Genomic DNA, 15,821 nt, shown 5'->3' on the forward strand with positions numbered 1-15,821 from the left:
GAAAAGCGTGGGACTGCTACGCAGTCCAGCGGGAGCAAGCTCCCTCGCCACAAGTACAGCGCCCTTAACCAGGAGCACGCTGTAATGATGCGCCCCGCCACTGTTGAGGATGTTGCAGCCATTGAGGCTATCGTCCAGGCTGCCTACTCGCCCTATATCGAACGGATCGGGCGCCAACCCGGCCCGATGCTGGAAGACTATCGCCAGTTGATCGAGGCCGGCGGGGTTCACGTGCTGGACAACGCCGGGCGCGTGCAAGGTTTTATCATCCTCGCCGATGCCGGCACCGCCCTGCTGCTGGATAACCTGGCTGTCGCCCCGGATGCCCAGGGTCTTGGTTTCGGGCGCCAGTTGATGGATTTTGCCGAGCGCCAGGCAATCGATGCGGGCTACGCGGCCATCTGCCTGTACACCAACGAAGCCATGACTGAGAACATCAAGCTCTATAGCCGTCGCGGCTATGTCGAGACCCATCGGGCCGAAGAACATGGCCTGCACCGTGTGTACATGAGTAAATCCCTTTAGGAGCCCCCATGGAAAACACCTGGCTGGCCCAAGCCAAGCGCCTGCAAGCGCTAGCGTCTACAGGCCTGCACTTTTGCACCGACGATTTCGAACGCGAGCGCCTGGAAGAAATCGCCGAGATTGCCCACAGCATGCTGGCGCAGTTGGGCAACGTACCGCTGGAACGCATCACGGGGCTGGTGTCGGACTTTGCCCAGCGCTATTCAACGCCGATGCTCGACGTGCGCGGTGCGGTGATCGAGGGCGATCGGATCCTGCTGGTGCGCGAATTGACCGATGGCTGCTGGGCGTTACCAGGCGGTTACGCCGACATCGGTTTGTCCGCCGCAGAAAACATCATCAAGGAAATTCGCGAAGAAGCCGGGCTGACCGTTACCGCGCGGGCGCTGTATAGCGTCACCCACAAGGCCAAGGGCCTGTATCGGCCGGACGTGCGGGATTTCTACAAACTGTATTTCCTGTGTGACCGTGTGGACCAGTTGGCGCCGATGGCGGGGTTCGAGACCACCGAGGTGGGCTTTTTCCGCCTGGATGAACTGCCGCCGCTGTCCCGTGGACGCACCATCGAAAGTGATCTGGAAGCCGCCTTTGCGTTCCATCGCGGCGAGACGACGCAGACGCTGTTCGACTGATCCAATTTGCATCACCGCGCACCGCTTTCGTGCCTGATGAAGTGCTTTGACCCCGTCGACAGCTGTATCGCCGCAGCACCGCGCGTATTGGCACGTCCGGTGCAACTGCCTCTGTGTCACGACTCAGGGAGCAAGGCACATGACGCAGCACGAACCGGGCAACGATTACCCCCTCAGCGAAGTTCCCCTGCATGCGCGCAAGGGCCTGGCGTCAACCGCCATGGTGCTGCTGGGCTTCACGTTTTTTACCGCGACCATGTTTGCCGGCGGCAAGCTGGGCGTGGCGTTCAGTTTCAGCGAGATGCTTGGCGTCGTGGCCCTGGGTAACCTGTTGTTGGGTATCTATGCCGCAGGCCTGGGTTACATCGCCTTCAAGAGCGGGTTGAATTCAGTGCTGATGGGCCGCTTCTGCTTTGGCGAAGTGGGCAGCAAGCTCAGCGATTTGATCCTCGGTTTCACCCAGATTGGCTGGTATGCCTGGGGCACCGCCACGGCCGCCGTAGTGCTGGGCAAATACTTCGAGCTGAGCGAGGGCAGCGTGCTGGGGTTGATGATGCTGTTCGGCCTGGTGTTTTGCGCCACGGCGTACGTGGGCTATCGCGGATTGGAGATTTTGTCTTATATCGCGGTACCCGCCATGGGCATCCTGCTGTTTTTATCGATGTGGGTGGCCACGGTAAAAGTCGGCGGACTCGATGGCCTGCTGGCGGTAGTGCCGACGGGCGAGCTGGACTTGTCCACGGCGATCACCTTGGTATTCGGCACCTTTGTCAGCGGTGCGACCCAAGCGACCAACTGGACGCGGTTTTCGCGCTCGGCCAAAGTCGCAGTGTTCGCCAGCCTGATCGGCTTCTTTATCGGCAATGGCCTGATGGTATTGATTGGCGCGTATGGCGCCATCGTCTATCAGCAGCCCGACGTGGTGGAGGTGTTGCTGCTGCAAGGGTTTGCCATGGCCGCCATGGCCATGTTGCTGCTCAACATCTGGAGCACCCAGGACAACACGATCTACAACTTCGCCGTGGCGGGCTGCAACTTGTTGCGCACTCGGCGGCGCAAAACCGTGACCCTGGTCGGTGCGGTGATCGGCACCCTGCTGGCGATGCTGGGCATGTACGACCTGCTGGTGCCGTACCTGATCCTGCTGGGCACGGTGATTCCACCGATTGGCGGGGTGATCATGGCGGACTTCTTCTACCGTTATCGCGGCCACTACCCACGATTGGCGGATGCGCATTTGCCTGCGTTCAACTGGCCCGGACTGGCGGCGTATGCTGTAGGCACGCTGCTGGCATTTCATTCGCCCTGGGTCGCGCCGCTGGTGGGCATTGCCGCCGCGAGCATAACCTACATACTGCTGACCACCGTCCTACGGGCGAGATCGCCATTGGCCAGCGCCGAGGCATAATGCTCACCTGATTGCTTTTTGCCCAAGAGGAACTTGCCCATGCACATCATCAATGCCCGCCTGCGCAACCGTGAAGGCCTGCATGATCTGCACCTGGAACACGGCAGGATTGCCAGCATCACTCCCCAAACCAGCGTGCCGACGCCCGGCCCTGATGACCTGGACGCCGCCGGCAACCTGGTGACCCCGCCCTTCGTCGAACCGCATATCCACCTCGACGCCACGCTCACTGCCGGCGAGCCGCGCTGGAACATGAGCGGCACCTTGTTCGAAGGCATCGAGTGCTGGGGCGAGCGCAAAGCCACCATCACCTTTGCCGACACCAAGACCCGCGCCAAACACACCATCCAGGCCCTCGCCGCCCACGGCATCCAGCATGTGCGCACCCACGTCGATGTCACCGACCCCAACCTCACGGCGCTGAAGGCCATGCTGGAAGTGCGCGAGGAAAGCACGCACCTGATCGACCTGCAAATCGTCGCCTTCCCACAGGAAGGCATCGAGTCCTACCGCAACGGCCGCGAGCTGATGGAGGAAGCCATCCGCCTGGGCGCCGATGTGGTCGGCGGCATCCCGCACTTTGAATACACCCGCGACCAGGGCGTCAGTTCGGTGAAGTTCCTGATGGACCTGGCCGAGCGCACCGGTTGCCTGGTGGATGTGCATTGCGACGAAACCGACGACCCGCACTCGCGCTTTCTCGAAGTCCTCGCCGAAGAAGCCCGCAGCCGTGGCATGGGCGCGCGCGTCACCGCCAGCCACACGACGGCCATGGGCTCCTACGACAATGCCTACTGCGCCAAGCTGTTTCGCTTGCTGGGGCATTCCGGCATCAGCTTTGTCTCCTGCCCGACCGAGAGCATCCACCTGCAAGGCCGCTTTGACAGCTTCCCGAAACGCCGCGGCGTGACCCGCGTCAACGAGCTGCTCGAAGCCGGCATGAACGTGTGCTTCGGCCAGGATTCCATCGTCGATCCCTGGTACCCGCTGGGTAACGGCAACATCCTGCGGGTGCTCGAAGCCGGCTTGCATATCTGCCATATGCTCGGCTACCGCACCCTGCAAAGTGCCCTCGACCTGGTCACCGACAACAGCGCCAAGGCCATGGCCCTCGGCGACCGCTACGGCCTGGAGCCGGGGCGGCCGGCCAACTTGTTGATCCTCTCGGCGGACAGCGACTACGAAGTGATTCGCAGCCAGGGCCTGCCGCTGTATTCGATCCGCAACGGCAAGGTGCTGATGAAGCGCCAGCCTGCGCAGGTGGAGTTCATGATTCGCTAGTGTGCCGACGCGCTGTGCCGAACAGGCTGACACCGAGCAACGTGTCAGCCGTGGCCTGCAAGCGCACCGGCGCCGTACCGCCCGGCATCACCACCGCGACCTCACCCGCCGCCACCCAGCCGGCGCGCCATGCTGCACACGCCACCGCGCTGGCACTGGTGCCGGACGACGCCGTGGGCCCTTCGCCGCGCTCAAAGACGCGGGCGATCACGCGGTGGTCGGTTTCCCGCGCGGCCCATTGCAGGTTGACGCCGGCGGCACAGGGCTGGCCACGGCCAACCGGCGGCGCAAAGGCAATCGCTTGCAAGGGTTCGAATAGCGCGGGCTGCTGCATCTGTGCGTTGTCCGGCAACGCCGACGCGTGCTCCACCAACGTGACGCAGTGGGGGTTGCCCACCCGCACAAATTGACTCTGCGTCCAGTGCGGGTTGATCGCCGCCAGTGCGCTGAGGTGGCTGAGTCCGGCGTCGCCCACGTCCGATGCGCCAACGGCCAGGGGCCCAAATGTGGGCTGGCCCAATGTAAGCCAAAATCCCCCTACCTGCTCATACACCGCGGGTTCCACCCAAGTGGTCACCGGCGAGGCGCCGCCGGGTTGGTCGTGATGCACGCGCAACTCACTGGCCGCCGTCATCAAGCCATGGTCCGTGAGAGCCTGGGCAAAGATCGTCAGGCCATTGCCGCTGCGTTCGGCGAGGGTGCCGTCTGTGTTGACGATCAACAGGTCAAATGGCGGTTCGTCCTGGAACGGCCCGACCAACAAACCATCACACCGGTGGGCCTTGGCCCCGGCCGGGCGCGGCACCCCACCCCAGCTGCATTCGGACGCGATCGCCGCCGGCGCCCAACCCTGGCGCTCACGCGCGGCCTGGGCGGCAGTGTCGGCCAGGTCGATGCCCTGGCGGCGTAAAAAGGCCGGGCTGACCACCCCGTAGAGATTGCCCCGGGCATCGTAGAACTGGGTCATGGCAGCGCCTGCCAGGAATATTTCATCGGTTCATCCGCTCGCTTGCCTACAGATTGGAACAGCAGCGTATTACAGAATGCCGTGGCTGTGGGAGGCGGTCTGGAAGGTGCGTGATCCACTGCAAGAAGCCTGGGGTTCACCAGTTCCCACAGGGATTACGCACCTTCCAGACCGTCTCCGGTAGATCCAATACCCCTTACGTGGCGAGTAACACTTGAAGCGTTCCCCCTTTGTAAAAATAAAATTCACCGCCGCCGCCACCGGCGCCCGGCTCGCTCCCCCCGGCCTGATATGTAAGGATGTCGCGCCGGACACCGTTCGTTGAACGCAAAACCAAGGATTTTCCATGACCGCCATCCCCACCCCTGCGCCCGTGATTCCCGGGCGGCTGGAGCAAATGTCCACCCGCATCGCCTTTTTCATCGCCGGTTTCGGCATCGCGGCGTGGGCGCCGCTGGTGCCCTATGCCAAGGCGCGGGCGCAGTTGAACGAAGGCACCCTGGGCCTGTTGCTGCTGTGCCTGGGCGTGGGCTCGATCATCGCCATGCCGGTGGCTGGCGCGTTGGCGTCACGCTACGGCTGCCGGCGCGTGTTGAGCGCCGGCACGATCCTGATCTGCCTGGCCCTGCCGATGCTGGCCACCGTCAGTTCGATCCCGTGGCTGATCCTCGGGTTGTTCCTGTTTGGCGCAGGCCTGGGCACGGTGGACTCAACGGTCAACCTGCAAGCCGTGATCGTCGAGCGGGCCAGCGGCAAAACCATGATGTCGGGTTTTCATGGCCTGTTCAGCCTGGGGGGGATTGTCGGTGCGGCCGGCGTCGCCGGGTTGCTGGGGCTGGGCTTTACACCGTTGCAGGCGACCCTGGTGGTGATCGTCATCATGGCCGTGGCGTTGCTCAAGGCCGGGCCACACCTGTTGCCTTATGGCAGTGAAAGTTCAGGACCTGCGTTTGCCGTACCCCATGGTGTGGTGCTGTTTATCGGCTGCCTGTGCTTCATCGTATTTCTGGCCGAAGGCGCCGTGCTCGACTGGAGCGCCGTGTTCCTCAGCGCCGAACGTGGCCTCGACGAAGCCTACGCCGGCCTTGGCTACGCTGCATTCGCCCTGACCATGACCGCCGGGCGCCTGACCGGTGACGCCATTGTGCGCCGCCTGGGCGCCACCCGCGTGATCGTGATCGGCGGCGCGCTGGCCACGGCAGGCATGTTGTTGGCCACCCTGTTCCCGGCGTGGCAAACCGCGTTGCTCGGCTATGCACTGGTGGGCGCCGGTTGCTCGAACATTGTGCCGGTGCTGTACAGCGCCGTCGGCAAGCAAACGGTGATGCCCGAACATATCGCCGTGCCGGCCATCACCACCCTGGGCTACGCCGGCATTCTTGCCGGGCCGGCGGTCATCGGCTTTATTGCTCATGGCAGCAGCCTGAGCACCGCCTTTGTACTGATTGCCCTGTTGCTCGCGGGCGTGGCCATCAGCGGCAAGATTCTCAAGGTGTAACCCCCCGCGCAAAGCCTTGGTCTCACAGGGCTTTGTGGGCCTTGTCCTGCTCAAGCCAGCGCTCCAGGCCTTTATTGCTGATCCAGCCTTCATGGTGGGCCGGGCCGAACATCCGCGTGCCGCTGGCGCGCTCCAGCGAACGCAGTAACCCCGGGCGCTCAACGATGTTCTTGGCCATGTACACGCTGAGTTCGCTGTACTGCTTGGCGGGCAACCCGGTGGCCGGGTCCAGTACAGGCTGGCCCTGTGGGCCGACGACATCGGGATCGCCCATCAGGGCCCTGAGCGCGGCAATTTCCACATACTGGTGCTTGTCAAAAAAGAACGTTCTGTCCTTTGTCTGATCGCGCAACGGCTCGAACAGCCCCTGCAAGGCTTTGACCACCTGCGCATTCTCCTGGCCATGGAACGGGTCCTGGCTGAACGCACCTGGGGAGCTGTTGCCCTGCACGGCGGTCACGGCGGCCGCCAAGCTGTCGCGGGTGATTTCACCGTCGCTGCTCAGGATTGCGTCCTGCAGAGGCGGGCGGTTGAGGATCTCGCGGGCCGCCAGGATGGCGCAGTCCAGTCTGTCGCTGTCGCCGGGCTTGGCTTCAGCCACCTGCCGCAAGGATGACAGCGTCAGTCGCCCTTCCTTCAGGAAGGGGTGCAGCAAATCGAAGCTTTCCCTCAGGGTATCGGCCAGTTGGCTGTCTTTTGAGTCAGCGCCCGGCGGCAACAGGCTCGCACGCGGCGCCAGTGGGTTCTGCAAGGCACGGTGATGCAGGCCGGGCACGCCGCCCCGCAACAGCGCTGGCCGCCGAGGCAACTCAGGCGATGAAATGTCACGAGGCCGCACAACATGGGGGGCGTCGTTCCAGGCATCGTGGTGGGTGGCCGGTAAACACGCCGCCGATCGTGAGCCCTGTTCTGCCGGCGCCGATGCGCCCGTGGCCGCTAGCCGCGCGTGAGGTAGTGCAGCATCGATTGTCATGCGACTTCTCCAACTTTTCTCAGATCTGTGCCTGGTTCCATGAACACAAGCAAACCTCTGTGGTGAGCGGAGTACGACAGTTCCAGACTGGCGCAAAATACCAATGACAGTATGTAAAAAGGCGGCCGGACCTGTGCTCAGCCAGGCTTTTGCCGACGCCAGGCCAACAGCCCCATGACCAATGTGGCCAGGCCACTGGCGATAGGTTTCAAGGGCGACGCCACCGTCCCTTCCGCCAGCCCTGGCGCCAGCATGCCCCTGGCAAAATCATCCGGGACCGGCGCCTGGAATTGCCGTTGACCGGTAAACGCTTTCATTCGCCGCGTTTGGGCACAGCAACTGGCCGCAAGCCCTTCGGCTGCTTCAGCGCCGGCCGCCACCCCGAGCGGCTCCGCGTCATGCCCACAGCGAACGGCTTGTGAAAAACCACCCTGGCGAGATTGAAGCGAAGTTGTAGGCATATCTGGACCCTCTCTCGGTGGCTGAAAAGCGACCCGTCCCACCGCGCCGATGGGGTGGTATAGCCTGAGTGGCGTCCCTGTGGAAATAGTTCCTGACACATATGTCTGCCGGCATGAGGCACCGCAAAAAAGCTCACGGCGCCTCATGACCGCACGGCTTCGCCGTCAGTGAGCCAACCTGTAGAGCTCCCTTCGACTGAGATACCCATCGCCATTGTCATCCAGCTTCCCCAACAAGTGACCGCGACGGAGGAGCACCTGGGCCAACTGGATAAGGTGATCCTTGGCAGAGTCGCCCGTCGGGCGTTGGGCAGCCAGTGCTTTCAGATCGGCAATACTGATTTTTCCGCCCCAACGCCGTTCCAACTCGCTGAAATGGTCAAGCAATTCCCTGGCGACCTCCTTGTCACTCTTGTAGCGGAAAAAGTTCGTGTCGTTGAGAGCATCACGCAGATCCTGCCTGCTGAACTTGCCATCCGTGGCCCCCGTTCCATTGTTGCGATCCAGGGCACGCATCAGGTCGGGACGGTTGAGGATCTCTTTGGCCAGAAGAATATTATTGTTCATCACCGGGTCGGCGCCCGGATCTCTGTTGGCCATTTTCCTGATATCGTCGATGGTCATCGAATTCTTATAACGGGGCGCTGTAAACGCTCTGAAGTTATCCAGCAGCGCCTGTGTCAACTGTTCATGGTTCTGCTTCGTGTAGTCCTTTTCTGGGTACGGCCTGGAGGGAGCACCCGAACCAGGATGCGGCCTTGGCGGCGCACCATTGCAGGGTTTTGGCTTGAACGGCCAGCAGCCGCCAAACCATTGGTTCATCCAGTTTTTGAACTGCTCCGCGACCCCTGGGTACCGCATCGCCTGATTACTTGCAAAGGGGTTGTGGGGGTGATTGCCGTGATGCTGATGACCCGCACGGTCAGATGGCGGTTGATGATCGCCAAACACCGGCCCGGTCGTGGTCTCCTGCGAACGGAAATTCACATTCGCCGTATTCTGGCCGCCAGAGGAAGGCGCAGCCGGCGCCGGGCGATTGGCCTTGCCCTGTGGCGCGGACAACGACGGATCAAGGGCGGATGAGGCGGGTACGGATGACTCGAGGGTCGATACCGACATAAATGTCTCCAGTGCAAGAAGGTTGGATCGTGAACCTGCCAGCCCAACGTCGCGTCCAGGCCGATCAGGCATCCCTCTGTGTGGCGCATTTGTCGGAAACGGTTCCGGTCGAGCCTCCCGATATTCGCGTGAAAGCGTAGGAAAACAGCAAAAAAAATCGCAGCCCTTGAGCTGCGATTATTCCACCCCGGTACGGATCAGAACCCGACGCTGGCCTGTACAAAGAACGTACGTGGCTCACCCAGGTACAACCCGGCATTGTTGTCGCTGGAGCGGGTGTAGTGCTGCTGGTCGAAGACGTTTTTCACCCCCACGCCCAGCTTCAGGTTCGACAGCTGCGCGCCAAAGTCATAGCCACTGCGCACGTTGACCGAGACATAGCCCGGAATATCACCGTATTGACCATCGGCCGTGCCTTGGGTGATGTAAGTGGTACCGGTGCCTGGCGCGCGCTGGCCGGACTGGGCGTAGACATCCAGGTTGTGGGTCCAGTGGTTGACGTCATACCGCAGGCCCAGCGTCGCCACTTCACGGGAGTACAGCGGCAGGTCACGGCCCTTGAAGGGCACATCGCCTTCGGAGGTGGCCTTGGTGTAGGTGAAGCCGGCGTTGGCGGTCAGGCCGTCCAGGCGCGGGTCGAGGTTCGACAGGTCGTAGTGGGCCGAGGCTTCGAGACCGGTGTGCTTGGTGGCGCCGAGGTTGGTCCAGCCCACGGCGTTGCTGACGTATTGCAGCTCATCGGCGAAGTCGATGTAGAACAGCGTCACTTCGCCGCCCCACACGTTGTCGTTGTAGCGCGTGCCCACTTCGTAGGTCTTGGCTTTTTCCGGGTTCAGGCCGTTGGCGGTCTGGTCGCCCGTACCGCCCTGCCCTAGCTGGAAATACTGCAAGCTGCCGAAGGACGTTTCGTAGTTGGCGAACAGTTTCCACGCGTCGGAGACGTGGTACATCACGCTCAAGGCCGGCAGCGGTTCGTTGTTGTGCACCTCGCGGCGTTTTTCCAGGGTGCGCGGGCCGGTCAGCGGGACCACCGGGCGGTCGTGCCATTCGGTGCGGATGTCTTCGAAGCGGATGCCCGGGGTGATGGTCCACTTGCCGATGTCGATCTTGTTATCGACGTAGAAGGCATTGGCTTCGGTGCCACCGGTACGGTCCTGATACACGTGGCCGTCGCTGCGCCCGCCCGGAGTGGGCACATTGTTGACCAGGTTGAGGCTGGTGGCCTGCTCGTGCATGCCTTCCTTGAGGTAGCGATAACCGACGCTGACTTCCTGGGTGCTCGGGCCCACATCAAACACATGGCTCACCCGCGGCTCGATGCCAAAGGTGTAGTAGGTGCGCGGGTACGAGCCGAGGGTAAGCAAGTCGCGGTTGGCGATATTGCTGCCACGGAAGCTGTCGGAATAGTACGTCAGCACTTCGGCCTGGGTGCGGTCGTCGATCTGCCGGATGTACTTGAAGGACACATCCTTGCGGCGCCCGGTGAAATTGTCCCAGTCGCGCACCGATTGGTAGGGGTTGGCGTCGAACTGCTTCTGGGTCAGGCCGCCGGGCATGTCGGCGGTGGCGTCGTAGTAGTGGAAGTTGATGGAGAAGTCGTCTTGATCGGTCGGCGCCCAATGAGTCTTGAGGATCACATCATTGATGTCATTGGAATTGTTGCTGTTGCGATAACCGTCGCCCTTGACCCCGGAGTACAGCAACGCCGCGCCGATGCCGTTGTCTGCGGTGCCGCCGACAAAGGCGTTTTCCAGATGTTTCCAGCCGCCATGGGCCGAGGTTTCCAGGGTGGTGCCGACTTCACCGGAGAACTTCTCGGGGATCGCGCGGGTAACAAAGTTGATAACGCCACCGACGTTTTGCGGCCCATAACGCACGGAACCGGCGCCGCGCACCACGTCGATGCTGTCCAGGTTGCCGGCGGAAATCGGCGCCATCGACAGTTGCGGCTGGCCATACGGAGCGAACGCGGCCGGTACGCCGTCGATCAACACCGTGGAACGTGGCGACAACCGCGACGTAAGACCACGCACACCGACGTTGAGGGAAATATCGCTGCCACCGGTGCCGTTGGATTCCTGCACCTGCACCCCCGGCACACGGCGCAACACGTCGCCGACGTTCATTGCGCCCTGCTCCACCATGGCCTCGCGGCGGATCACCGTCCGCGCGCCGGGGTGGTTCTGCACCACTTCGGCATTGGCATCACCGAGCCAGTCGCCGACCACCTTGATGTCGGTGGTGCCCAGTTCCAGCGGCGAGCCGGCTGCACCGGTGCCGCTGCTCAGCGGGCGCAAGGTCACAGAGCCGGCGTCGATCTGGTAGTCCAGGCCGCTGCCTTGCAGCAGTTGGCGCAGGGCCTGTTCCGGCGACAGGTTGCCGTCCACTGCCGGGGCTTGCTTGCCGGCGACCATGTCTGGGCTGAAGAACACTTGCAGGGACGTTTGCTGGCCCAACTGGCTCAGCGCCGCCCCCAGGGGCTGGGCCTGGATATGGATGGCGTCGGCGGCGTACGCCGCGCTGCTGACGGCCAGGGCCAGGGCCAACGGCGCCCAGCGGGAGATTTTATTGTTGTGGCGAGCAAGTTTTTTCACGTCGAATCGAGTCCTGTGATCGCAAGCAAGTGCGGCCGTTAATGCAAACCAGTTGCAGTTGCAGGAGAAGACGACGAGCGCGGAAAAAACCTGAATGTCAGCGTGAAATAATTTCCTGGCTGCCGTCCGGCAAGGCGCGCACGGCCACCGGCAGGATGTGGGGCAAGGCCTTGAGCAAGGCCTCGGTGTCGCTGGACTTGAACACACTGGTCAGGCGCAGCTCGCCCACCGCCGCCGAGCCCACCCGCAACGGCTGCTCGCGGTAGCGTGAGACTTCCCGCGCCACCTCGCCCAAGGTGGCGTTGTTGAACACCAGTTTGCCGCTGCGCCAGGCGGTCAGTTCCTCAGCGTTGACCGCGTAGGCTGGCACCACGTTGCCCTGGCGGTCGATGTGCGTGCCGCGTCCCGCCGTGAGGGTGACAATGGCATCCGCTGCCTGCCCTTGCACCTTGACGGTGCCGGCCTCGACCACCACGCGGGTCTGGTCGTCGTCGCGGCGCACGTCAAAGCGGGTGCCGGTCACGGTGACTTGCCCGGCCCCGGCGGCGACCACGAACGGGCGACTCGTATCGTGTTCGACGCTGAACATCGCCTCGCCCTGTTTGAGCACCACGCCACGCCGGCCTTTCTCGAAATGCACCGCGACCACGCTGCGACTGTTCAACTCCATCATCGAGCCGTCGGGCAAGGTCACCTGGCGATGCTCGCCCAACCGCGTGCTGAATTCGGCGCTGTAGGGTTTTGGTTGAATGCTGAACACGCCCAAGCCAATGGCAACGGCCACCACACTGGCAGCCACCGCATAACGCAACACCGCGCGGCGCTTCGGCCGTTCGGCCGGCGCCGCGCACAGCGCCTGCAGGCGCGCCGCTGGCAGCAGGTCGGCGGCGCTCCACAAGCCGCGCAGCACATCGAATTCATATTGGTGGGCGGGATGCTCCCGGCGCCACGCCTCGAACTGCTGGCGCTCGGCGGCGCTCAGTTCGGCGTCTTGCAGGCGCACAAACCATTGCGCAGCCTCGTCTCGGGCACGGGTATCCATCATGGAAGATCCTTGGTTCATGGGGCCAGCGCGTCCAGGCGGTCACGCAGATGCCGCAGGGTGCGGATCATATACTTTTCCACCATGTTCTTGGACAAGCCCAGGCGTTCGGCAATTTCCTGCTGGGTAAGGCCTTCGATTTTCTGCCAGATGAAAATCCTGCGACAGTTGAGCGGCAACTCCGCCAGGGCCCGCTCGATGGAATCCGCCAACTGGATCGCATGCATGAAATGCTCCGGGTCGCCGCTGTGGGGCGAACTTTGCTCAAAGGCGTCCAGCCCCAATGCCTCGCGCCGGTCTTCGCGGCGATGGGCGTCCACCGCGATATTGCGCGCAGTCTGATGCAGGTAGGCGCGCGGTTGCTCAACCTCGGTGGAACGGGCCTCCAGCACCCGCACAAAGGTGTCGTGCGCCAGATCCTCGGCCTGCTGACGGTTTCTCAGGCGGCGCGTCCAGGTGCCGATCAACTCTTCGTAATAGTCGAAAAAGCCTGTTCTGCGGGGCGGCTGGGGAATCATCGCGGAGGCACTGGGGAGGCGGGGCGTGAATAGTAATGCTTCCTATTAAGTCGGGCAATTGCTACCGGTCGTGTCGGCACAGTTCGAAGCGCCGCGGCATCGCCATCGATGCAAGCGCCGCTGAACTTACGCCCCACCCCACCAGTCAGCTAACTGAACCCTCTAGCAATGGTGGTTGGCCCATGCTTCTCTCGCTGCAGCAACAAGTCGCCCTGGTCACCGGCGCCAGCTCCGGCATCGGCGCGGGTGCCGCCAAGGCCCTGGCCGATGCCGGCGCGGCCGTGGTGCTCAATTACAACGCCCAGGCGGCTCCCGCCGAAGCCCTCGCGGCGCAGATCAACGCCAACGGCGGCCGGGCGATTGCCATCGGTGGCGATGTGTCCAAGGAGGCGGACGTGGAACGCCTCTTCGCGCAGACCCTCGACGCCTTTGGCCACCTCGACATTCTGGTCGCCAACTCCGGCCTGCAAAAAGACGCCAACCTGGTGGACATGAGCCTCGACGACTGGAACACGGTGATCGGCGTCAACCTCACCGGCCAGTTCCTCTGCGCCCGTGCGGCCGTGCGTATCTTCAATCGCCAGGGCGTGCGTGAAGGCGTGTCGCGGGCAGCGGGAAAAATCATCCACATGAGTTCGGTGCACCAACTGATCCCCTGGGCCGGGCATGTGAATTACGCCGCCTCCAAAGGCGGCGTCGAGATGTTGATGCGCACCCTCGCCCAGGAAGTCAGCGAGCAGCGCATCCGCATCAACGGCATTGCGCCGGGGGCGATCCGCACGCCGATCAACCGTGCCGCCACTGAAGGCGCAGCGGAAAAAGAGTTGCTGAAGCTGATCCCCTACGGCCGCGTCGGCGACGTGGAAGACGTGGCCAACGCCGTGGTGTGGCTGGCCAGCGATGCCTCCGACTATGTGGTCGGCAGCACCCTGTTCATTGACGGCGGCATGAGCCTTTACCCGGAGTTTCGCGGCAATGGTTGAGTTAAACAACGAACCCCAGAGCGCCATCGATGCCCACGGCATCATCGGCGACATGCGCAGTGCGGCCCTGGTCAACGACAAAGGCAGCATCGACTTCTTCTGCTGGCCGGAGTTCGACAGCCCGTCGATCTTCTGTGCCCTGCTGGACAGCCCCGACGCCGGCATTTTCCAACTCACGCCGGACCTGCCCAACGCCCGCCGCGAGCAGATCTACCTGCCCGACACCAACGTGCTGCAAACCCGCTGGCTCAGCGATGCAGCGGTGGTGGAAGTCACCGACCTGCTGGCCATCAGCGATGAAATCGACGACCTGCCGCTGTTGATTCGCCGTGTGCGGGTGGTCAGCGGCACGGCCGATATCCACCTGCGCTGCGCCGTGCGCCATGACTACGCACGTGCGCCGACCCACGTCGCGCTCGATAACGGCGCGGTGTGTTTCAACGCCGACGGCCAGCCCGGCCTGCGCTTGGCCAGCAGCCAGCCGTTGCTGATCGACGACGGCGCGGCCGTCGCCCGCTTCACCCTGAACCAGGGCGAAGGCGCCGACTTTGTCCTCGGCGGTGTGGATGACGACCGGGTAGACAGCCACTGCACCGACCTCGCCCTGGCCCACACCTTGAAATTCTGGCGCGGCTGGATCGCGCAGTCGAATTACCGGGGACGCTGGCGCGAAATGGTCAATCGTTCCGCCCTGGCGTTGAAGCTTTTGACCTCACGCAAACACGGCGCAATCATCGCCGCCGCCACCTTCGGCCTGCCGGAAACACCCGGCGGCGAGCGCAACTGGGATTACCGCTACACCTGGATCCGCGACGCTTCGTTTACCGTCTACGCGTTCATGCGCCTGGGTTTTGTCGAGGAAGCCAACGCCTACATGCGCTGGCTCAAGGGCCGGGTCAGTGATTGCTGCGGCCAGCCGATGAAGATCAATATCCTCTACGGCATCGACGGCCGCCAGGAACTGCCGGAAACCGAACTGGCGCACCTCGCCGGCCACGGCGGCGCCAAGCCGGTGCGCATCGGCAACGGGGCGGTCGGGCAGATCCAGCTGGATATCTACGGCGAGCTGATGGACGCGGTGTACCTGGTCAACAAATACGGCGAAGCCATCTCCCATGACGGCTGGCAACACACGGTGGAAGTCGCCGATCAGGTCTGTGAAATCTGGAACACCGAAGACGTGGGCATCTGGGAAATGCGTGGCGAGCAGCACCACTTCCTGCATTCGCGACTGATGTGCTGGGTGGCGCTGGACCGCGCGATCCGCCTGGCGTCCAAACGCTCGCTGCCGGCGCCATTCGCCCGTTGGGACCAGGCACGCCAGGCAATCTACGCCGACATCTGGAGCAACTTCTGGGACGCAGAGCGCGGGCATTTTGTGCAGCACATCGGCAGCACGGCGCTCGATGGTTCGATGCTGTTGATGCCGCTGGTGCGCTTCGTCGCGGCCACCGACCCGCGTTGGCTGTCGACCCTTGAAGCCATCCAGAAAAGCCTGGTGCGCGACGGCATGGTCTACCGCTACCGCAACGACGACAGCCAGATCGACGGCCTGCAAGGCACCGAAGGCGCGTTTGCCGCGTGCTCGTTCTGGTACGTCGAATGCCTCGCCCGCGCCGGCCAAGTGGAAAAAGCCCACCTCGAATTCGAACAACTGCTGCGCTACGCCAACCCCTTGGGCCTGTACGCCGAAGAGTTCGACGGCCAGGCCCGGCACCTGGGCAACACGCCCCAGGCCTTGAGCCACCTGGCGCTCATCAGCGCGGCGACGTTCCTCGACCGCAAGCTCAGTGGGGAGAAGACGACCTGGCAGCCCTGAG

The 15,821-nt window shown here is 63.2% G+C and carries 14 protein-coding genes; 7 read left to right on the forward strand and 7 right to left on the reverse strand.

Translation table 11 applies throughout. The features are described from left to right. The first annotated feature begins 84 nt into the window (after positions 1 to 84). The 4 genes from NUV89_RS04890 to codA all read left to right on the forward strand — a co-directional run bounded on the left by NUV89_RS04890 (position 85) and on the right by codA (position 3,846). On the forward strand, positions 85 to 525 hold the full coding sequence (locus NUV89_RS04890) for a GNAT family N-acetyltransferase (protein WP_257780489.1): 441 nt from the start codon (positions 85 to 87) through the stop codon (positions 523 to 525). 8 nt (positions 526 to 533) lie between these two features. Continuing rightward, the gene (locus tag NUV89_RS04895; protein ID WP_257780490.1) at positions 534 to 1,157 is read left to right on the forward strand and encodes an NUDIX hydrolase; all 624 of its coding nucleotides are present in this window, start codon (positions 534 to 536) and stop codon (positions 1,155 to 1,157) included. 139 nt (positions 1,158 to 1,296) lie between these two features. Beyond that, positions 1,297 to 2,565 (forward strand): cytosine permease, encoded by a 1,269-nt coding sequence (gene codB, locus NUV89_RS04900; RefSeq protein ID WP_257780491.1) that lies wholly within the window; start codon positions 1,297 to 1,299, stop codon positions 2,563 to 2,565. Positions 2,566 to 2,604: 39 nt separating this feature from the next. Further along, positions 2,605 to 3,846, forward strand: a complete 1,242-nt coding sequence (gene codA, locus NUV89_RS04905) for a cytosine deaminase (RefSeq protein ID WP_257780492.1) — start codon at positions 2,605 to 2,607, stop codon at positions 3,844 to 3,846. Here the strand turns inward: codA and NUV89_RS04910 are convergent. Then, positions 3,833 to 4,813, reverse strand: a complete 981-nt coding sequence (locus NUV89_RS04910) for a diaminopimelate epimerase (protein ID WP_257780493.1) — start codon at positions 4,811 to 4,813, stop codon at positions 3,833 to 3,835. The two genes, codA and NUV89_RS04910, sit on opposite strands and share 14 nt — an antisense overlap. Positions 4,814 to 5,159: 346 nt before the next feature. Here NUV89_RS04910 and NUV89_RS04915 point away from each other — a divergent pair, with 346 nt between their 5' ends. Then, on the forward strand, positions 5,160 to 6,311 hold the full coding sequence (locus tag NUV89_RS04915) for an MFS transporter (RefSeq protein WP_257780494.1): 1,152 nt from the start codon (positions 5,160 to 5,162) through the stop codon (positions 6,309 to 6,311). A 22-nt stretch (positions 6,312 to 6,333) separates the two neighbouring features. On the opposite strand, the gene NUV89_RS04920 is transcribed toward NUV89_RS04915, so the two are convergent. The 6 genes from NUV89_RS04920 to NUV89_RS04945 all read right to left on the reverse strand — a co-directional run bounded on the left by NUV89_RS04920 (position 6,334) and on the right by NUV89_RS04945 (position 13,018). Continuing rightward, positions 6,334 to 7,284 (reverse strand): type III secretion protein, encoded by a 951-nt coding sequence (locus NUV89_RS04920; RefSeq protein WP_257780495.1) that lies wholly within the window; start codon positions 7,282 to 7,284, stop codon positions 6,334 to 6,336. Positions 7,285 to 7,421: 137 nt separating this feature from the next. Further along, entirely contained in the window at positions 7,422 to 7,601 is a 180-nt protein-coding gene (locus NUV89_RS04925) for a type III secretion effector protein (protein WP_257780496.1), read from the reverse strand. 309 nt (positions 7,602 to 7,910) lie between these two features. After that, positions 7,911 to 8,864, reverse strand: a complete 954-nt coding sequence (locus NUV89_RS04930; protein ID WP_257780497.1) for a type III secretion effector protein — start codon at positions 8,862 to 8,864, stop codon at positions 7,911 to 7,913. A gap of 197 nt (positions 8,865 to 9,061) precedes the next feature. After that, positions 9,062 to 11,458, reverse strand: a complete 2,397-nt coding sequence (locus NUV89_RS04935) for a TonB-dependent receptor (RefSeq protein ID WP_257780498.1) — start codon at positions 11,456 to 11,458, stop codon at positions 9,062 to 9,064. A gap of 97 nt (positions 11,459 to 11,555) precedes the next feature. After that, on the reverse strand, positions 11,556 to 12,503 hold the full coding sequence (locus NUV89_RS04940) for a FecR family protein (protein WP_257780499.1): 948 nt from the start codon (positions 12,501 to 12,503) through the stop codon (positions 11,556 to 11,558). A 14-nt stretch (positions 12,504 to 12,517) separates the two neighbouring features. Continuing rightward, a complete protein-coding gene (locus NUV89_RS04945; RefSeq protein WP_257780500.1) occupies positions 12,518 to 13,018 on the reverse strand; it encodes a sigma-70 family RNA polymerase sigma factor in 501 nt (166 codons plus the stop codon). Positions 13,019 to 13,200: 182 nt separating this feature from the next. On the opposite strand from NUV89_RS04945, the gene NUV89_RS04950 reads away from it, so the two are divergent. Further along, the gene (locus tag NUV89_RS04950; RefSeq protein WP_257780501.1) at positions 13,201 to 14,001 is read left to right on the forward strand and encodes a glucose 1-dehydrogenase; all 801 of its coding nucleotides are present in this window, start codon (positions 13,201 to 13,203) and stop codon (positions 13,999 to 14,001) included. Then, on the forward strand, positions 13,994 to 15,820 hold the full coding sequence (locus NUV89_RS04955) for a glycoside hydrolase family 15 protein (RefSeq protein WP_257780502.1): 1,827 nt from the start codon (positions 13,994 to 13,996) through the stop codon (positions 15,818 to 15,820). The genes NUV89_RS04950 and NUV89_RS04955 overlap by 8 nt, the downstream gene beginning before the upstream one ends. Position 15,821 lies beyond the last annotated feature (1 nt).

Origin of the sequence: Pseudomonas sp. 18.1.10 (assembly GCF_024655625.1) — a bacterium.
Lineage (GTDB): Bacteria > Pseudomonadota > Gammaproteobacteria > Pseudomonadales > Pseudomonadaceae > Aquipseudomonas.